Annotated in this window: 16 protein-coding genes; 8 read left to right on the top strand and 8 right to left on the bottom strand. The window is 72.3% G+C overall.

Translation table 11 applies throughout. The features are described from left to right. Positions 1-140: 140 nt before the first annotated feature. The 3 genes from ABD230_RS14380 to ABD230_RS14370 all read left to right on the top strand — a co-directional run bounded on the left by ABD230_RS14380 (position 141) and on the right by ABD230_RS14370 (position 2957). Entirely contained in the window at positions 141-455 is a 315-nt protein-coding gene (locus ABD230_RS14380) for a hypothetical protein (protein WP_344375824.1), read from the top strand. Between the two features lie 70 nt (positions 456-525). Next, complete coding sequence (locus ABD230_RS14375; protein ID WP_344375821.1) at positions 526-2076, top strand: lipase maturation factor family protein; 1551 nt, start codon at positions 526-528, stop codon at positions 2074-2076. Between the two features lie 71 nt (positions 2077-2147). Next, a complete protein-coding gene (locus ABD230_RS14370; protein WP_344375819.1) occupies positions 2148-2957 on the top strand; it encodes a TerC family protein in 810 nt (269 codons plus the stop codon). A 53-nt stretch (positions 2958-3010) separates the two neighbouring features. Here the strand turns inward: ABD230_RS14370 and ABD230_RS14365 are convergent, their stop codons facing one another. Then, positions 3011-3814 carry an MBL fold metallo-hydrolase gene (locus ABD230_RS14365; RefSeq protein WP_344375816.1) on the bottom strand — a complete coding sequence of 268 codons (804 nt, stop codon included), beginning with the start codon at positions 3812-3814 and terminating at the stop codon, positions 3011-3013. A gap of 37 nt (positions 3815-3851) precedes the next feature. Between ABD230_RS14365 and ABD230_RS14360 the strand changes: the two genes are divergently transcribed. The 4 genes from ABD230_RS14360 to ABD230_RS14345 all read left to right on the top strand — a co-directional run bounded on the left by ABD230_RS14360 (position 3852) and on the right by ABD230_RS14345 (position 7816). Continuing rightward, positions 3852-4568 carry an NUDIX hydrolase gene (locus ABD230_RS14360; protein WP_344375814.1) on the top strand — a complete coding sequence of 239 codons (717 nt, stop codon included), beginning with the start codon at positions 3852-3854 and terminating at the stop codon, positions 4566-4568. Between the two features lie 210 nt (positions 4569-4778). After that, positions 4779-5201: a MarR family winged helix-turn-helix transcriptional regulator gene (locus tag ABD230_RS14355; RefSeq protein ID WP_344375811.1), complete on the top strand. Its 423-nt coding sequence runs from the start codon at positions 4779-4781 to the stop codon at positions 5199-5201. Positions 5202-5398: 197 nt separating this feature from the next. Next, positions 5399-6616: a serine/threonine-protein kinase gene (locus ABD230_RS14350; RefSeq protein ID WP_344375809.1), complete on the top strand. Its 1218-nt coding sequence runs from the start codon at positions 5399-5401 to the stop codon at positions 6614-6616. 66 nt (positions 6617-6682) lie between these two features. After that, the gene (locus ABD230_RS14345; RefSeq protein ID WP_344375807.1) at positions 6683-7816 is read left to right on the top strand and encodes an AI-2E family transporter; all 1134 of its coding nucleotides are present in this window, start codon (positions 6683-6685) and stop codon (positions 7814-7816) included. A gap of 30 nt (positions 7817-7846) precedes the next feature. On the opposite strand, the gene ABD230_RS14340 is transcribed toward ABD230_RS14345, so the two are convergent. The 4 genes from ABD230_RS14340 to ABD230_RS14325 all read right to left on the bottom strand — a co-directional run bounded on the left by ABD230_RS14340 (position 7847) and on the right by ABD230_RS14325 (position 12630). After that, on the bottom strand, positions 7847-9259 hold the full coding sequence (locus ABD230_RS14340; protein WP_344375805.1) for a GNAT family N-acetyltransferase: 1413 nt from the start codon (positions 9257-9259) through the stop codon (positions 7847-7849). Between the two features lie 108 nt (positions 9260-9367). Further along, positions 9368-10660 carry a sugar ABC transporter permease gene (locus tag ABD230_RS14335; protein WP_344375802.1) on the bottom strand — a complete coding sequence of 431 codons (1293 nt, stop codon included), beginning with the start codon at positions 10658-10660 and terminating at the stop codon, positions 9368-9370. Next, positions 10657-11409 (bottom strand): ATP-binding cassette domain-containing protein, encoded by a 753-nt coding sequence (locus tag ABD230_RS14330; RefSeq protein WP_344375800.1) that lies wholly within the window; start codon positions 11407-11409, stop codon positions 10657-10659. The genes ABD230_RS14335 and ABD230_RS14330 overlap by 4 nt, the downstream gene beginning before the upstream one ends. Positions 11410-11559: 150 nt before the next feature. Further along, positions 11560-12630, bottom strand: a complete 1071-nt coding sequence (locus tag ABD230_RS14325) for a sugar ABC transporter substrate-binding protein (RefSeq protein WP_344375795.1) — start codon at positions 12628-12630, stop codon at positions 11560-11562. A gap of 201 nt (positions 12631-12831) precedes the next feature. On the opposite strand from ABD230_RS14325, the gene ABD230_RS14320 reads away from it, so the two are divergent. Next, positions 12832-14601: an ABC transporter ATP-binding protein gene (locus ABD230_RS14320; protein WP_344375793.1), complete on the top strand. Its 1770-nt coding sequence runs from the start codon at positions 12832-12834 to the stop codon at positions 14599-14601. A gap of 467 nt (positions 14602-15068) precedes the next feature. Here the strand turns inward: ABD230_RS14320 and ABD230_RS14315 are convergent, their stop codons facing one another. The 3 genes from ABD230_RS14315 to ABD230_RS14305 are packed head-to-tail and all read right to left on the bottom strand — an operon-like array spanning position 15069 to position 18381. Continuing rightward, positions 15069-15956, bottom strand: coding sequence for a sugar phosphate isomerase/epimerase family protein (locus ABD230_RS14315; RefSeq protein WP_344375791.1), 888 nt, complete (start codon positions 15954-15956; stop codon positions 15069-15071). Next, complete coding sequence (locus ABD230_RS14310; protein WP_344375788.1) at positions 15953-17179, bottom strand: DUF993 family protein; 1227 nt, start codon at positions 17177-17179, stop codon at positions 15953-15955. Before ABD230_RS14310 ends, ABD230_RS14315 begins: the two co-directional genes overlap by 4 nt. A gap of 2 nt (positions 17180-17181) precedes the next feature. Continuing rightward, positions 17182-18381 (bottom strand): Gfo/Idh/MocA family protein, encoded by a 1200-nt coding sequence (locus ABD230_RS14305; protein ID WP_344376882.1) that lies wholly within the window; start codon positions 18379-18381, stop codon positions 17182-17184. Positions 18382-19043 lie beyond the last annotated feature (662 nt).

Below are 19043 nucleotides of genomic sequence, written 5' to 3'. Positions count from 1 at the left end.
GCCCGGGGCCCTGCGCATGCCGCGGCGGCCACGCCGACGCAACCCGTTGACGTGGAGGGCCGACGGGAGGAACGTTGGAGGTACCGGACCGCGGTCCGCGACCGCGTTCCGTCCCTTGCAGAGCCGGGAGGAGCACGAGCATGAACGGCGACCCGCTGAACCCGTGGGAGGACCAGGACCGCCTCGGACCCGCCGGCGACCTCAACCCCGAGACGCCGAACCTCACCGGGATGATCAACACCGTCGGCCTCGACATCGACGGCAGCGGCTTCGGTGACGCGTTCCCCGGCGAGCGGCAGGCCGAGCGCGAGGCCGAGGATGCCGAGCAGACCGCCGCGGGCGGCGTCGGCGACACCGGCCCGGAGCCGGTGCCCGATCCGGACGAGCTCGAGGCGGACAACGAGGTCGAGCGCGATTCCATCGAGTCCGTCGAGCCCGGCGACGCGCCGGACTGAGCGACGCCGTCGCGCGAGGCACGGGTCGTTCGACCCGGCCGGCGTTCGCCGTGCCCGCTAGCGTGACGGCGTGGACTGGTCCACCTGGTTCGCATGGTTCGACGCCCGCGACGCCGACATCGCGCGCGAGGTGCTCCAGCGCGGGATCGCCGCACTCTTCCTGGTCGCGTTCGCCTCCACGCTGAACCAGTTCCGCCCGCTCCTCGGGGAGCACGGGCTGCTCCCCGTCCCCGCGCTGCTGCGCGCCGTCGACGACGCCGAGCGGCGCGTGCGCGAGCGCGCGGCCCGCGCCGGCGAGCACCTCCGCCGACTCGGGCGCACGCGACGCCTGGGCTACCTCGGTCCGACGATCTTCCGCCGATGGCGGTACACCGACGCCCGCCTCGCCGTCGTCTGCGCGGTCGGCATGCTGCTCGCGGCATCCGTCGTCGTCGGCCTGCCGCAACTCGGTCCGCCGTGGGCGCCGATGCTCGTCTTCCTCGGCATGTGGGCGCTCTACCTCTCGATCGTCTCGGTCGGGCAGACGTTCTACGGCTTCGGATGGGAGATGCTGCTCTGCGAGGCCGGATTCCTCGTCGCCTTCCTCGGCTCCCGGGAGGTCCCGCCGCCGCTGCCCACGCTCGTGCTCGTCTGGTGGCTCGTGTTCCGGCTCGAGTTCGGCGCCGGGATGATCAAGATCCGCGGCGACCGTGCGTGGCGCGACCTCACCGCGCTCTTCTACCACCACGAGACCCAGCCCATGCCCGGGCCGCTCAGCCGGCAGGCGCACCTGCTGCCGAAGTGGTTCCACCGGCTCGAGGTGGTCGGCAACCACACCGCGCAGCTGGTCGTGCCCTTCCTCCTGTTCGCCCCGCAGCCGGTCCGCACGATCGCCGCCGCGATCATCATCGGCACGCAGCTCTGGCTGGTCGTCACGGGCAACTTCGCCTGGCTGAACTGGATCACGATCGTGCTCGCGTTCGGTGCCGTGGGCGACGGCGTGGTCGAACGGCTGCTCCCGTGGCTGCCCGTCGGGCCGATCGAGGCGAGCGCGGAGGCCACCAGCCCGCCGTGGTGGATCGTGCTCGTGCTCGCGGTGTCGCTGTTCCTGGCCTGGCTCGGCCGGAAGCCGCTCATGAACCTCTTCTCGCGGCGGCAGCTCATGAACGCCTCGTTCGACCGCTACATGCTCGTGAACGCCTACGGCGCCTTCGGCACGATCACCCGCCAGCGGGTCGAGGTGATCGTGGAGGGCACGGCCGACGACCCCGCCGAGCCGGACGCCGAGTGGCGGGAGTACGGCTTCAAGGGCAAGCCCGGGGATCCGAGGCGCATCCCCCGGCAGTTCGCCCCGTACCACCTGCGCCTCGACTGGCTGATGTGGTTCCTGCCGCTCGGACGCATCGAGGAGCAGTGGTTCCTCCGGCTGCTGCAGCGCCTGCTCGAGGCGGATGCCGCGACGCTGCGGCTCCTCGCGCACGACCCGTTCGACGGCGAGCGCCCGGTCGCGGTCCGCGCCCGCACGGAGCTGTTCCGGTTCAGCACGCGGTCGGAGCACCGACGGACGCGCGAGGTGTGGGTGCGGCATCCGCTCGGCGTGGCGATCCCGTCGATCTCGCTCGGGGAGCCGGACCTCGACTGATCGCCGCCCGCCTCGCCGATCGCATGCGCGTCACGGCATGTTCCCACCGCGGCTCGGGGAGAATGGCCCGCATGGACTTCTCCCTCGAGTTCACGCCCGACCTGCTGGCCGTGTTCGTCACCCTGTTCGTGCTCGAGGTCGTGCTCGGCGTCGACAACGTGATCTTCATCTCCATCCTCGCGGCCAAGCTGCCCGTGGAGCAGCAGGCGCGGGCGCGCAACCTCGGCCTCACCCTCGCCATGCTCATGCGCGTCGGGCTGGTGTTCGCCGCGGGCTGGATCATCACGCTCAAGGCGGACCTCTTCACCATCTGGGGCTTGGGCTTCTCGGGCCGCGACCTCATCCTGATCGCGGGCGGCGTGTTCCTCGTCTACAAGGCGGTCACCGAGATCCACCACAAGCTCGAGGGCGAGGAGGAGCACACCACCGGAGCCGGCACCGCGACGTTCGGCGCCGTCATCGCGCAGATCCTCGCACTCGACGTCGTCTTCTCGCTCGACTCGGTGATCACCGCGGTCGGCATGACCGAGAACATGATCGTGATCATCACGGTCGTCGTGCTCTCGTTCGGCATCATGCTCTTCGCCGCGCGCCACATCTTCGGCTTCGTCACCCGCCACCCGACGGTGAAGATGCTCGCGCTCGCATTCCTGCTGCTCATCGGCGTGTTCCTCGTCGCCGACGGCTTCGGCGTCAAGATCGACAAGGCCCTCATCTACGGTCCGATGGCGTTCGCCATCTTCGTCGAGGTGCTGAACCTCGCCGCAGCCGCCCGGCGCCGGAAGCGCGCCGCCGAGCGCGAGCTCGAGCCCGTGCACCTCCACCAGCAGTACGTGGACGACACCGGGACGGCGCTCGAGCGCGACGATGCGTCGCGCTGACGGACGCCCGGGCCGATCCGCCGGACCCGTGCGCCCCGGTGCGGACGACCGGTTCAGGCGCCGCGGAGGTACTCGAGCTGCGCCCGCACGGACGCCTCGGCCGCCATCCGCACGCCGGGATCGATGTCGGCGTAGACGAGGTCCGTGACGGCCTCGGTGCTCGCATCGGCACCGAGCCGCGCCAGCGCGGCACGCACCTGGTCGAGGCGCTGGGCGCGGTGCGCGAGGTACGCGTCGCAGATCGCGGCGAGGTCGGGCAGCACCGGTCCGTGGCCGGGCAGCACGGTGACCGGCGGCCCGCCGTCCGCGGCGCCGGCGCCGATGGCGAGCAGCCGGTGGAGCGCCTCGAGGTAGGGGCCGAGGGCGCCGTCGGGGTGGGCGATGATCGACGTGCCGCGCCCGAGCACGGTGTCGCCCGTGAGCACGGCGACCGCGTCATCGTCGGCGTCGCGGAGCACCACGCACATCGAGTCGGACGTGTGGCCCGGCGTCGCGAGCACCTCGAGGCGCATGCCGCCCGCCTCGATCAGCTCGCCGTCCCGCAGCGGGTCGGCATCCCGGCACCACACCGGGTCGATCGCGCGCACGGGCGCGCCGCAGCGTTCGGCGAGGGCGTCGACGCCGTCCGTGTGGTCGTGGTGGCGATGGGTGACGAGCACGAGCTCGACGCCGCCCTCGGCGAGGCGGTCGAGGTGCGCGGCATCCGCGGGTCCCGGATCGACGACGACGGCGCCGGCCGCGCCGCCGGCGCGGAGGACCCAGGAATTGGTGCCGTCGAGGGTCATCGGGCCCGGATTGGGCGCACGCACCAGCGTGACGCCGTCGGGCAGGGCAGGAGCGTCGGCGATCTCGGCCATGTCTCCGAAGTGTAGCCAGCGGCGTAGGCTGGTCGGCATGGACGCCGAGGTCGACCCGGGCGCCGAACCGCCCGTCGGGTCGGCCGCCACCGTGGCCCTGCTCCGCGAGGGCGCGCTCGGGCCGGAGGTGCTGCTGGGCGAGCGCCCCCACGATCGCGGCTCGTTCGCCGGTGCCTGGGTGTTCCCGGGCGGCGCCGTCGACGAGGCGGATGCCGAGGGCGACCCGATCGGCTCCCGCGAGGCCGCGCTGCGGGCGGCGGTGCGCGAGACGCGTGAGGAGGTCGGCCTCGAGCTGGAGGTCGGCGACCTCGTCGAGTTCGCGCTGTGGAACCCGCCGAAGGGCGTGCCCAAGCGCATGCGGACCTGGTTCTTCGCGGCGCCGGCGCCGGCGGGGGAGGTCCGGATCGCGCGGGACGAGTTCGTCGACGCGGAGTGGCTGTCGCCGACGGAGGCGCTCGAGCGCCACGCCGACGGCGCGATGACGCTGTTCCCGCCGACCTGGGTCACGCTCCATGAGCTCCGGCGGGCGCGATCGGTCGAGGCCGCGCTGCGGATGCTCGACGCACAGGAGCTCCGGGCGTACGTCGGCCGGTTCGACGACGATCGGACGACCCTGTACTGGCAGGAGGACGAGCACTTCCACACGGACGTGCGCGATCATCGGGCGGTGCCCGACGACGGACCGGACGCCGACGGCCCGCGGCACCGGTTGATGATGGACCGGCTTCCCTGGGTGTACCTGCACCGATTCTGAGGGGCGACCGGCTCGCGGAGGGTCACGTCGGATTCGCTAGAACGTCTAGTTACCAGTTCGTGTAGGCTTACTGGAATGTCTGACGAGCGATCCTCGGGGTACTGGTATTCCGCCGATCGCACCCGGCGAGGGGTCGCGGTCCTGAATGCGCTGCGCGATTATCGCGCAGCGGAGGCGGCCATGCGCCGACGCACACGGTCCGCGATGCGGATGGGCGAGACCGACCTGCTGGCGATCCGCTTCCTGCTCAAGCGCGAGCAGGAGGGGCGCTCGGTCAGCCCGAAGGACCTCGCCACGCACCTCGGCATCTCGTCGGCGTCCACCACCGTCCTCATCGATCGCCTCGTCCGCAGCGGCCACGTCGAGCGACGGCCGCACCCGACCGACCGGCGCGCCCTCGTCATCGCGCCCACTATCGCGAGCGACGACGAGGTCCGGGCCACGCTCGGCGACATGCATCGCCGCATGATCCAGGTGGCCGAGGGGCTGGAGCCCGACGAGGCGGTGACCGTCCTCGACTTCCTGGAGGACATGCGCACGGCCGTCGACAGCGTGCGCGACGGCGAGGGGGAGCAGGCGCCGACCGCCCCCGTGACCTCGATCGACGAGGCCCGTTCCGCCTCCGGTTCCTGAGCCCGGACCCCGCTGCGGCGGCCCATCGGCCCTGCATGCTTCGATCGGCCTGTCAAGCCCGGGTCGGCGAATTGCCGCGCCGACCGCGCTCGCCGATACTTCTCAGCAAGAGTTGTTCGCAAAACTGCTAGTTAGATAAACTAGCGAATCTTACCCACCTGTGGATCGGCCGAGGAGCCGAAGAGAAGAGGCCGCAGATGAACGGGTCGTCGTCCCCGGAGGACCCGCACCGCGCCAGCCCGCTCGGCGTGCCAGGTGTCGGCGTCCGCACCGATCCGACCCTGCGTTCCGACCCGTCGACGCGCACGGACCCGAGCGTGCGCACCGACCCCCGAGCGATGCCGGTCGTGCCCCACGCGCCGTCGGATCCCGGTCCCGTCGCCGACCCCGGCCTGTTCGGCGCGGAACCGGCGCCGACCACCGAGCCGTCGCCGCGCTACGAGTTCCTCGAGCACATCGGGTCGGGCGGAATGGCCGACGTGTACCGTGCCCGAGACAGCGAGCTCGGGCGCCACGTCGCCGTCAAGCTCTTCCGCGAGGCGGAGGAGACCGCGGCCGACCGCCAGCGCCGCGAACGTGAGATCAACCTGCTCAGCGGACTCGCGCACGTGGGCCTCGTGCCCGTCTACGACGCGGGCACGCTCGTGCACGCGGGCATCGACCGTCGCTACCTCGTCATGGAGCTCATCGACGGGCTCTCGCTCGCCCACCGGATCGTCGACGGCCCGATCAAGCCGCGGCAGGTGGCCGACATCGGCGCCCAGATCGCCGACGTGCTCAGCTACGTGCACGGCCGCGGCGTCATCCACCGCGACATCAAGCCCGAGAACATCCTCGTCAGCGACGTGCCGACGTTCGGCTACACCCTGATGACGCGGCTCGCGGACTTCGGCGTCGCGCAGTTCGTGGGCGGCACCCGACTCACCGGCGACGGCACGATCATGGGCACGGCGGCCTACATCTCGCCCGAGCAGGCGCGCGGGCAGGAGGTCACGCCGGCCACGGACATCTACTCGCTCGGGCTGGTGCTCCTCGAGGCGCTGAAGGGCGACCGCGAGTACACCGGAACGCCGATCGAGGCCGCGCTCGCGCGCCTCCACCGTCCCCCCGAGGTACCCGAGGAGCTCGAGCCCGAGTGGCGCGCCATCCTCGCCGCGATGACCGCAGACGACCCCGCGGTCCGTCCGAACGCGCACGACGTCGCCAGCACCATGCGCGACCTCATCCGGCTCATGATCGTGCAGACCCAGGTCCGGAAGGGTCGCGTGCCGATCTGGGCGCGCGCCGGCACCGGTGAGTCGGATCGCGCGGCCTCGCGCCGCCGGACGCTGGGCATCGCCGGCATCGTGCTCGGCACCGTCGGCATGGCGTCCGCCATCGCCGTCGGGATCGCCGCCGCGACGGGTCTGCTCTGAGCGGGCGGCCCGGCGCGTCGGCGCGCCGACCGCACCCGCCTCGGGCCCGGGCGTAGCGTCGCAGCCATGTGGAGACGCGTGGCGGACGCCGTCCGGCGACCCGAGCCGACCGTGCAGGCGGAGGTGACCGCCGACCACGACCCCGGGGCACCGGAGGTGCGCGTCCGGGCGTTCCGCATCGGGTTCGTCGGCGCGATCGGCGTGCTCGTCGCGCTGTTCATCGGCGGGATCGTCGGGCAGCTCAGCACCGTCATCCTCTACATCGCGCTCGCGCTGTTCCTCGCGCTCGGCCTCGACCCGATCGTGAGCTGGCTGCAGCGACGGGGGATGCCGCGCTGGGTGGCCATCCTCATCGTGTTCGCCTTCGTGATCGGGCTCTTCGTCGGCCTCATCGCGACCATCGTGCCGATCGTCGTGACCCAGATCACCGAGGTCGTCACCAACTGGGACACGATCGTCGAGGACGTCAAGCAGAGCGCCCTCGTCGGCTGGATCAGCTCGCTCACGGGCAGCGGCACGTGGCTCGAGGACTCGATCGCCGCGATCGGCGACTGGCTCGCCGACCCGTCGAACATCGGCGCCCTGACGGGCGGCATCCTCGCGGTCGGCGCCGGCATCGCGGGCGGCTTCACGGGCGCGACGATCGTCCTCATCCTCACCCTGTACTTCCTCGCCTCGCTCGACGCGATGAAGCGCTACGCCGCCAGGTTCGTCCCCGCGACGTCCCGCAACGGCTTCGTCGACGTCTCGCAGGAGATCACCGGATCGGTCGGCCGGTACGTCATCGGGCAGATCAGCCTCGCGTCGGTCAACGCCGTGCTCAGCCTCGTCTTCCTGACCATCATCGGCGCGCCCGCACCGATCCTGCTCGCCTTCATCGCGTTCCTCGGCTCGCTCGTGCCGCTCGTCGGAACGCTCACCGGCGCCGTCATCATCTCGCTGATCTGCCTCGCGGCGTCGCCCGCGACCGGCCTGGCCGCGGCGATCTACTACCTCGTCTACATGCAGCTCGAGGCCTACGTGCTGAGCCCGCGGATCATGAGTCGGGCCGTGGCGGTCCCCGGTGCGCTCGTCGTGATCGCCGCGGTCGCCGGTGGCACCCTGGGCGGGGTGCTCGGCGCGCTCGTCGCGATCCCCGTCGCCGCGTCGCTCATCATCGTCGTCGAGAAGGTCATCTTCCCCCGGCAGGACGCCGCCTGAACCGGATGCCGCGCGGCGGGCGCCGCGCGGTCAGAACCAGATGCTCAGGTGCGGGGTCCGGGTCGACGCGAACATCCGGTCGGCGAGCTCGATGGCGCCCTGCGTCGAGGCCGTGATCCTGCCGGCGCGCGCGAGCACCGACGGGCGGACGCCGCCGAGGTAGATCGAGGCGAGGTCGCGCACGTCGAGCTTCAGCGACCGCGGCTCCGCGGCGCGCGAGGCCGACCGGGACGCCGAGCGCGAGCCGCCCGACTCCGTCCCCGCGGCGCGCGCCCGCGCGCGCTCCCGCTTGGGCGCCGAGTCGGCGCCGTCGGTGCGGGGCACGTGCACGACCGCGCGGCCGTCGGCGGACGCGAGCAGCGTGTACTTGCCCGCCGAGTAGCCCAGCGGATCGTCGATGTCGAGCACGAGCTCGCCGGCGGCGCCGTAGCGGCGTGCCCCGAGGGCCGCGGCGGGGTCGACGATGCGCACCCAGAGGTGGTCGAAGACCTCGGAGACGGTCACCGCCCGCGGGTCCTCCAGGAACCACTCGAGCGGCTCGTCCGTCGACCGCAGCCGTCCGCGCAGGCCGGAGACGAAGTCCTGCTCGACGAGCACCCGCCAGAGCGCGCGCTCGGCGTCGTCCGTCGCCGCGGCGAGCACGTCGAACTCCACCCATCCGGGCTCGTTCGGCTCGCGGGTGACGCGGAACGTCGCGAACCCCTGCGCCTGGCCGTGCTCGTCGTCGTACCGGAGCGCGCGCACCGCGCGCGACCCCTCGGAGTCCGGATCGACGAGGCCCAGCATGCGGTCGAGGGTGCCGGGCCAGCGGTCGATCTCGCCGGGGACGCGCGCGACCGCGCGACGCGAGATCGCCGCCGCGGCCTCGCGCAGGCTCGCGGGGTCGACGTAGTGCACGCGTCCCGGCGCGGCCGGACCGATCCAGTGTGCGCGGCGGCGGTCCACCTCGATCGTCGCGGCCTTCGCCGCCGGAGCGTACCCGTACCTGCCGTAGATCGTGGCCTCGGTCGCGGTCAGCATGGCGACGGCGGCACCCGCGGCCTTGGCGGTCGCGAGCTCGCCCTCCATCATCGCGCGGGCGATGCCGCGTCGCCGGTGCGTGGGGGAGACCGTCACCGAGCTCACCGCCCACCCGTCGACGCTGCGACCACCCGGCACGCTGAGTCCGGACGGCCAGCTCGAGACCGTCGCGACCGGCACGACGGGCTCCGGGATCGTGGGGTCGAACACGCCGTGCAGGCGACGGTCGCCCATGACGGCACGTTCGTGCTCGCGGACGACATCACGCAGGCGCGAGTGGTGGAACCCGCGTTGGTCGGCGTCGAGCCATCCGTCGAGTGCCGGATGGTCGGCTGGGTCGATCAGGCGGTAGTCGAGCCCCTTGGCCGCGAGGGCGGCGTGGGCGGCGGCATCGACCGGCAGCGAGCGAGGTTCGAATGACACCGATCCAGCCTATCGAGGCTCCTCGCGAGCCGGAGCGGCAGCGCCGGGCGACGCGAACGGGGCGGGTGCCGCACGCGCGACATCCGCCCCGTTCCGGATCGACCGGGGTCAGGTCCGCATCAGGGAGCCGCCGGCGCGGACGCGCGAGATCGCGTCGACGGTGGCGGCGAGGATGAGGACGCCGCCCGTGACCATGAGGTTGACCCCCGCCGGCAGGTTCAGCAGGCCGAGCCCGTTCGTGATCACGGCGATCACGAGCGCACCGATCGCGGCGTGCATGAGGCGTCCGCGGCCGCCGAAGAGGCTGACGCCGCCGACGACGGCGGCGGCGACGCCGGAGAGCACGATCTCGCGTCCCGCGGCGGCGTCGACCGAGCCGACCTTGCTGATCGAGAACAGCCCGGCGACGACCGCGAGCGTGGAGCAGACGATGAACGCGGTCCACCGGATGGCCATGACCTTCACGCCGGACCGGCGGGCGGCTTCGGCGTTGCCGCCGATCGCGTAGAGGTATCGCCCGAACTTCGTGCGGTCGAGCACGAACGTGCCGATCCAGAGGATCAGCAGCACGATCGGCACGACGATCGGGACGCCCTCGACGACGCCGACGGACTGGCCGCGGTTGCGGCTGAGCACGGCGATCGCGGCACCGCCGACCACGGCGATGACGCCGAGCTTGATCCACACGAGCGCGACGGTGCGGTTGGGCACGCCGGCACGGGTGCGCCGGGCGCGGTCCCAGAACGACATGCCCGCGGAGATCAGCAGGATGACGCCGAGCATCGCCCAGCCCGCCCAGACCGGCATGTTCGAGTTCTGGATGTCGCGGATCTCGGGGATCTGCACCCGGTACAGGCCGCCCGAGCCGATGATCATCAGCGTGAGGCCCTGATAGCCGAGGAACAGGCCCAGGGTCACGACGAACGATGGGATGCCGACCCTCGCGACGAAGAACCCGATGAACGTACCGGTCAGGATTCCCGCGGCGAACGCGATCGCGAGCGCCAGCATCCAGGGCACGGCGTGCACGTTGACGAGCACGATGAACAGCGCCATCGTCATGCCGCTGGTCACGCCCGCCGACAGGTCGATCTCGCCGAGCAGGAGCACGAAGACCAGGGCCATGCCGAGCATGACCAGGGTCGCGGCCTGCGTCAGCAGGTTCGCGAAGTTCCGCTCCGTCAGGAAGAACGGACTGAGGAAGCTGAACAGGATCGCCAGCACCACCAGCCCGGCGACGGCCGGCAGCGCGCCCATGTCGCCGTGCTGCAGGCGCTGGAGGTACGCCCTGGCCTGATCGGCGACGCCGCCCTCCTGGCCGGATCCGATCAGGTCGTTGACGTCGTTCACGCTCGTGTCGGGCGCGGGCCCGGTCGTCTGCGGCGTCTGCGGTGTGCTCATGCGCTCGCTCCCTGCTGGACCTTGGCCCCGGTGATGTAGCCGACGACGTCGTCGCGGCTGGTCTGGTCGGCATCCAGGTGCGCGACCATCTGCCCGAGGTAGAGCACGTCGATGTGGTCGGCGACCTCGAAGACGTCGGCCAGGTTGTGGCTGATCAGGATGACCGCGACGCCCTGGTCGGCGAGCCGGCGGACCAGGTGCAGCACCTGTTCGGTCTGCGCGACGCCGAGCGCGGCGGTCGGCTCGTCGAGGATCACCAGCCGGGCGTTCTTCAGCACCGCACGGGCGATCGCGACGGTCTGGCGCTGCCCGCCGGACAGGCTCGAGACCTTCTGCCGAACGGACTTGACCGTGCGCACCGAGAGGGAGCGCAGCGTGTCGGACGCCTCCTTCTCCATCACGCCCTCGTCGAAGGTGCCGAACTCGGTCTCCTCGCGCCCGAGGAACATGTTCTGGACGATGTCGAGGTTGTCGCAGAGCGCGAGGTCCTGGTACACGACCTCGATCCCGAGCCGCGACGCGTCGCGCGGATGGTGGAGGGCGACGGGCTTGCCGTCGAACCTCACGGTGCCGCCGTCGTACGGCTGCACCCCCGCGAGGCCCTTGATCAGCGTCGACTTGCCGGCCCCGTTGTCGCCGACCAGCGCGGTGACCTTGCCGGGGTAGGCCTTGAGGTCGACCCCCTTGAGCACGCTCACGGGACCGAAGCTCTTCACGACCCCGCTCAGTTCGATGAGTGGCGCGTCCATGTGCATCCTTCCGACGTCGTTGTCGCTTCCCAGCGTGGCACTGGAAGCGGCCCGCCGGGAGAGGGAATCGGTCCCGGGCGGCCGCAACCGGGTGCGGCTGCGGCGGCCCGGGACCGCTGTGGATGCGGCGCTAGCGCGCGCCGCGGGTGATCACTGGATGCCGTACTCGGCGCACTTGGCCTCGACCTCGCCCTGGCAGAGCTCGGCCGGGTCGGCGTCGCCGGCGTCGACGACGTCGATGACCTGCTCAGGCCCGACCAGCTGCGGCGTGACCGCGATGTAGGGCGTGCCGTACGGGTCCTCCAGGTCGGGAGCCGGCGGGGTCTCGCCGCTCAGCAGCTGGACCGCGAGCTCGACCGCGGCGTCGGCCTCGAGCTTGACCGGCTTGTAGACCGTGGCGGTCTGCTTGCCGAGCAGCACGTTCTGCAGGCCCGCGATCGAGGCGTCCTGGCCGGACACCGGCACGACGAGGTTGTTCTTGTCGAGGATCGTGATGACGCCGGCCGCGTTGGTGTCGTTGGCGACCCACACCGCGTCGACCTTGCCGTCGAGCGAGGTCAGCGCCTGCTCGAAGTTCGTCGCCGACTTGTCGCCGTCCCACACGCCCGGGGGCTCGGCGGCCGGGGTGATGCCCGCGGCCTCCATGACCTCGACCGCGCCGTCGTGGAACATCTTGGCGTTGTTGTCGGACGGGTCGCCGCCCATGTACACGACGACCGCGGTCGCCGGGTCCTTGCCCGCGGCGTCGAGGCCGTCGAGGATCGACTGGCCCTCGAGCCGTCCGACCTCCACGTTGTCGAACGACACGTAGTAGTCGGCGCCCTCGATCGAGCGGTCGTAGGCGATGACCGGGATGCCCTCGGCCGACGCCTTCTCGGCGACCGCCGCACCCGCGCCGTTGTAGTCGACGAGCAGCATGACGCCGCAGCCCTTGCTGAGCTGCTGGTCGGCGATCGTGGCGTACTTGTTGGTGTCGCCCTGCGCGTTCTGGATGTCGGTCTCGAAGCCGGCGTCCGCCAGGCCCTCCTCGAGGTACTTCCGGTCGAAGTTCTCCCAGCGCGGTGACGACGCGGCGTCCGGCAGGATGACGCAGGCCCGCGCCTCTGCCGCGCCTCCGCCATCCGACCCGCCGCCCGAGTCGCCACCGCTCGAACAGGCCGCCAACAGCAGCGCCGACGCTCCGGCGACTGCCGCGACGGAGACCAGGGATGTCGTTCTCATGTCTCTCCCCTTTGCAAGGTGAGGTCGACCCCTCCGGGGCCACCGTCATCGTCGGCGGTGGCATCGGCCATGTTCCTCCGATTTCGACTCACCTCAAACAAATGTTGGTAACGCTTCCGTAACTCCCGCGGATCATGGGCGAGAGCGCTCCCACCTCGTCGCCGGCTGGTGTCGGGCGGCGCCGGGCGGCATGATGGAATCATGCATCGGCAAGCGCTTTCCAATCTCGAGGCCGCCGTGGACGGCCGCCGGCCCGGACGATCCGTGCTCCGGCTGCTGGGCATGCACCGCCGCCGCGTCGCGGCATCCGTCGCCTTCTTCGCCCTCAAGGACACGCCGCTCTGGCTCATGCCGGTGGTCACGGCGGAGATCATCGACGTCGTCGTCGCGGGCGGCCCGCTGCGCGAGCTCGCGCTCTGGGCCGGCATCGCCGTCGTCGCGCTCCTGCAGAACTACCCGAACCACGTCATGTACACCAAGCTCTTCATGGGCGCCGTGCGCGAGGTCGGCCGGGACCTGCGCAACGCGCTCGCCGCACGGCTGCAGGTGCTCTCGATCGGCTTCCACACGAGGTCGAACTCCGCGATCGTGCAGACGAAGGTCGTCCGCGACGTCGAGAACGTCGAGGTGATGCTGCAGCAGGCGGCGCATCCGCTGCTCTCTGCGACGATGGTGCTCATCGGCGCGATCACGATGACCGCCGTCAACGTGCCGCAGTTCCTCCCGGTCTACGCCCTCGCGATCCCACTCGCCGTCGTCCTGCGCGCGATCCTCAACCGGCGCAGCCGGGCGCGCAACGAGCGCTTCCGGCTCGAGGTCGAGCAGTTCTCGGCGCGCGTCGGCGAGATGGCGACCCTGCTGCCGATCACCCGCGCCCACGGCCTCGAGCACGTCGCGGTCGACCGGGTCGCCACCGGCGCCGAGGGCGTGCGATCGGCCGGGCTGCGGCTCGACCTGCTGAACGGCCGGTTCGCCTCGCTGTCGTGGGTCTCGCTCCAGATGCTCGGCGTCGGCTGCCTCGTGCTGGCGGCCTGGATCTCGGTGAGCGGATGGCTGCCGATCACCGCCGGCCAGGTCGTGCTGCTGAGCTCGTACTTCGCGCTGCTCACGCAGTCGGCGACGGGCCTGCTGATGCTGCTGCCGATCATCGCGCGCGGCACGGAGTCCGTCCGCTCGATCGCGGAGGTGCTGCAGGAACCCGACCTCGAGCTCAACGAGGGCAAGCGCGCCGTGGCGCAGGTCGCCGGCGGCATCCGCCTCGACCGCGCCGAGGTCCGCTACGAGTTCGGCGAGCCGCCCGCGCTCGACGGCGTCGACCTCGACGTCCGGCCCGGCGAGACGATCGCGTTCGTCGGGTCGTCGGGATCCGGCAAGTCGACGCTGCTCAACCTCGTGCTCGGGTTCCTGCGCCCGACCCGCGGCCGCGTGCTGCTCGACGGCGTCGACATGGAGGAGCTCGACCTCCGCACGTTCCGGCGGTCCGTGTCGGTCGTGCCGCAGGAGTCGGTGCTCTTCGAGGGCACGATCCGCGACAACATCGTCTACGGGCTGGGGGACGTGCCGGACGAGCGCGTCGTCGCCGCGCTGCGCGACGCGAACGCGCTCGAGATCGTCGAGGCGCAGCCGCAGGGCTGGGACACGGTCGTCGGCGAACGCGGCGCCCGGCTGTCGGGCGGCCAGCGGCAGCGGCTCTCGATCGCTCGGGCGCTCGTGCGCGACCCCCGGGTGCTCCTGCTCGACGAGGCGACGAGCGCGCTCGACCCCGCGTCGGAGGCGAAGGTGAAGGAGGCGCTCGCGCGCCTCATGCGGGGCCGCACCACGCTCGTCGTCGCACACCGGCTCTCGACCATCCGCTCCGCCGACCGGATCGTCGTGCTGGAGCGCGGGCGCATCGTCGAGGTCGGCGCGCATGACGAGCTCGTGGCGCGCGGCGGGCGCTACGCGGAGCTGCACCGGGTGCAGGCCGGGTAGCGGCCGGGCGGCGTCGGGTCGGCGGAGCATCTGACACCGCCGCTGCCGGCCGCTCGCGCCGACACCGCCGCTCGCTGCGCCTCTGCTGCTCGCCGCGTCACCGCTGCTCGCCGCGCCAGTTGCTTGCCGCGTCACCGCTGCTCGCTGCGCCTGTTGCTTGCCGCGTCACCGCTGCTCGCTGCGGCTGTTGCTCGCCGCGTCACCGCTGCTCGCTGCGCCTGTTGCTTGCCGCGTCCCGCGCTCCGGGAGGAAGTTCCGGCATCGGGTCGGCGTGCCGCGGTGCGACACACCGACCCGGGGGCGGAACTTCCTCCCGTGCGGGCGTGCGGGCTGCGCGCGGGCGTGCGGGCGTGCGGGCTGTGAGCGGGCGTGCGGGCTGCGAGCGGGCGTGCGGGCGTGCGGGCTGTGAGCGGGCGTGCGGGCTGCGCGCGGGCGCGCGGGCGTGGGGGTGTGCGGGCTCCCGCGCGTCAGGCGGGCGACGGGGCGGCGGCCCGAGCCAGGTGCGGCGCCACGACGCGATCGAAGGAGGCCGCCGTGCGGGCGACGACCTCGGCGAACGGCGCCGCCCAGATATCCGCGTTGAAGAGCTCGACCTCGATGTCGCGGTCGTACCCGGTCGCCTCGACGGCCGCGGTGAACGTCGCGAAGTCGATCACGCCCTCGCCCGGGTAGTGGCGGGCGAGCAGCACGTCGCCCGGCAGCGGGGTCGCCCAGTCGCACACCTGGTAGCTCGCGATGCGGCCCTCGCGTCCGGCGCGGGCGACCTGGTCGAGCGCCTCCGGGTCCCACCAGACGTGGAACGTGTCGACCTCGACGCCGACGGTCCCCGGCGCGAACGGCGCGGCGAGGTCGAGCGCCTGTCCCAGTGTCGAGACGACCGCGCGATCTGAGGCGTACATGGGGTGCAGCGGCTCGATCGAGAGCTGCACGCCCGCCGCCTCGGCGTCGGGGACGAGCTCGGCGATCGCCTCGGCCACGCGCGCCCGCGCCCCGACGAGGTCGCGGGACCCCTCGGGGAGCCCGCCCGCGACGAGCACGAGCACCGCCGTCGACCCGGGTGCGCCGGCCGCGGCGAGCGTCGCGGTCTCCTCGATCGCCCGGCGGTTGCCGTCGATCGACGCCCGGCGTGCCGGACCCTCGGGCATCGTGAAGAACCCGCCGCGGCAGAGGCTCGTGAACCGCAGCCCCGAGTCCGTGAGGCGCGCGGATGCCTCGGCCAGACCGACCTCGGCGACCGGCTCGCGCCACAGCCCGATGGCGCGGTACCCGCCCGCGGCGGTGACCTCGAGCGCCTCGGCGAGCGACGCGCGCTTGATCGTCGCCTGGTTCAGCGACAGCCGGGGGTGCGCGCTCATGCCGGCACCGCCTCGGCGGCGGGCTCGGCATCGGCCGGGGCGGATGCCGCGGGCGCGGCATCCGTCGTGTCGACGCCGTTGATCGTGAGCAGTTCCTGCCAGCGGGCGGCCGCGAGCTCGGGGCGCTCGAGCGCACCCGAGGCGTTCGCGAGCTCCACGATGCGCGAGAGATGCGGCAGGCTGCGCGCGGCGTGGAGACCGCCGACCATCTGGAACGCGGACTGGTGGCCGTTGAGCCACGACAGGAACGCGACGCCCGTCTTGTAGTAGTACGTCGGGGCGGCGAACACCTGGCGCGAGAGCTCCTCGGTCGGCCCGAGGATGGCGCGGTAGCCGTCGACGTCGTCGCGGTCGAGGGCCTGGATCGCCGCCGAGGCGTTCGGGGCGAGCGCGGCGAAGGCCCCGAGGAGGGCGTCCGAGTGGCCCTCGTCGTCGCCCTCGACGAGTCCCACGTAGTGGAAGTCGTCGCCCGTGAACATGTGCGCGGTCGCCGGCAGCCGGCGCCGCACCGAGACCTCGGCGTCGGCGTCGAGCAGGCTCATCTTGACGCCCTGGACCGTGTCGCGATTCGCCTCGATGACCTGCAGGAGGGTCGCGGCCGCGGCATCCACGTCGGTCGACCCGAAGTAGCCCTCGAGCGCCGGGTCGAACGCGGTGCCGAGCCAGTGCAGGACCACCGGTGCGCCCGCCGCCTGCAGCACCTCGCGGTACACGCGGCGGTAGTCGTCGGCGCTCCGCGCCGCGCGCGCGAGGTGGCGACTCGCCATGAGCACGACGCCCGCGCCGGCGTCCTCGGCGTGGTGGAGCTGCTCGGTGTAGGCGTCGACGACCTGCTCGAGCGAGATCTGCTCGTCGTCCACGTGGTCGGTGTTGACGCCCACGACCACTCGGCCGCCGACCGACGCCGCCTCCGCGGCGCTGCGGGTGATGAGCTCGCGCGTCGCCGCGGCATCGAGCCCCATGTTGCGCTGTGCGGTGTCCATGGCGTCGGCGACGCCGAGGCCCCACGACCACACGTGGTGGCGGAACGCGAGCGTCGCGTCCCAGTCGAGTTCGGCCGGACGCCCCGGCGTGTTGTCGGCATGGGCCTTCGGCACGACGTGCGCGGCGGCGTACGCGACGCGGGATCGCAGCGGATGGCGCGGCTTCGCGAACGCGGGCGCCGGTGCGAGCGCGACGGCGCGCGTGCGGCCGTCGGCGTCGAGGAGCGTGAGCGCGGTCATGGTCAGCGGGCCCCGGTCAGCTCGCTCGGCTCCGTGGTGCCCGCGGCCGCGGCATCCGTCGCCTCGTCGCCCTCGGCGAGCGTCACCTCGGGGACGTCGATGCGACGACCCGTCTTCGACGACTCGAGGCCGAGCTCGGCGAGCAGCATGCCGCGGGCGCCGGCGAGGAAGTCGTAGGCGTTGGGAGCGTCCTCGACGACGTGGCGGAGGAAGTCCTCCCACTGGGTCTTGAATCCGTTCTCGAACTCCTCGGTCGTCGGGACCTCGATCCAGTCCTGCGCGTAGTCGTGGTCGTCGGCGAGGTCGGGGTTCCAGACCGGCTTCGGCGTCGCGTTGCGCGGCTGGATCTTGCAGCCGAAGAGGCCGACGACCGCCGAGCCGAGGGTGCCGTCCACCTGGAACTCGACGAGCTCGTCGCGGTTGACCCGCGTGGTCCAACTGGAGTTGAGCTGCACCGTGATGCCGCCCTCGAGCTCGAAGATCGCGTAGGCGGCGTCGTCGGCCGTCGCGGCGTAGCGCGCGCCCTTCTCGTCGACGCGCTCGGGGATCTCGGTGACGGCCGTCGCGTACACCGACTCGACGCGACCGAACAGGTTCTCGAGCACGTAGTTCCAGTGCGGGAACATGTCGACGACGATGCCGCCGCCGTCCTCGGCCCGGTAGTTCCAGCTGGGGCGCTGCGAGGGATGCCAGTCGCCCTCGAACACCCAGTAGCCGAACTCGCCGCGGACGCTCAGGATCCGGCCGAAGAAGCCGGAGTCGACGAGGCGCTTCAGCTTCCGCAGGCCGGGCAGGTAGAGCTTGTCGTGCACGACGCCGTTCTTCACGCCGGCATCCTGCGCGAGGCGCGCGAGCTCGAGCGCGTCGGCGTAGCTCTCGGCCGTCGGCTTCTCGGTGTAGATCGCCTTGCCGGCCGCGATGGCCTTCGTGATGGCGGCGGCGCGCGCCTTGGTCACGAGGAAGTCCGCGTAGACCTGCCAGCGGTCGTCGGCGAGCACGGCGTCGAGGTCGGTCGAGTAGTGCTCGATGCCGTGCTTGGCGGCGAGCTCGGCGAGCTTCTTCTCGCTGCGGCCGACGAGCATCGGCTCGACCTGCACGCGGGTCTCGCCGTCGGCGAGCAGCACGCCGCCCTGCTCGCGGATCGCGAGGATCGAGCGCACGAGGTGCTGGCGGTATCCCATGCGGCCGGAGACGCCGTTCATGATGATGCCGATGGTCTGCGGGGTCGTCGCGTCTGCCACGGTGGTTCCTCTTCGGTGCCGGGAGCGGGAGACGGACTCGGGCCTCATGGTGCCTGGCCGCCGCGCCGCTGCGGGAAAGCGTTTACCCGAGTGTAGGACACGGGGCGGCGGTCGCGCAACACCCGGTCGTCCGGGTCGCGCAACACCCGGGCGTCCGGGTCGCGCAAGACCCGGTTGCGGGGGTCGCGGGCACACCCGGTCGCGGCGGTCGCGCGGGCGAACGGCAGGTGTGGGAATTCGCAGGATGACGCGGCGCATGCGGCTGGATTCGGGGCCGAGCCGTCGCTGATCCTGCGATCTCGTGGCGGCGCACGTGCCGAGGATGGACTGGCGGCATCCGTCGTCGCCTCCCTGGCGCCATCCGTCGTGTTCGGGAGGAACTTCTTGCGGTCGTCCGGCGTGTCGAGGGGCGGCGCGCCGTGGGTGCGCCCATTCCTCCTCCCGAAGCGGGTGCGGCGGGGCGGGGCGCGCCGGGGTGCGGCAGCGCGGGCGCGGGGCGGCGGCGCGGGCGCGGGGCGCTGGCACGTGGGCGCCTCCGTCGTGAACGCCCTGTCGTCGCGGTTCGAGGTCGCGGTCAAGCGACAGGGCCACGTGTGGCGGCAGTCGTACACCGTCGGCGTTCC

The sequence above is a fragment of the Agromyces tropicus genome (assembly GCF_039531345.1).
Lineage (GTDB): Bacteria > Actinomycetota > Actinomycetes > Actinomycetales > Microbacteriaceae > Agromyces > Agromyces tropicus.
The sequence above is the reverse complement of the archived record's forward strand: the minus strand, read 5'-3'. Positions and strand labels throughout refer to the sequence as shown.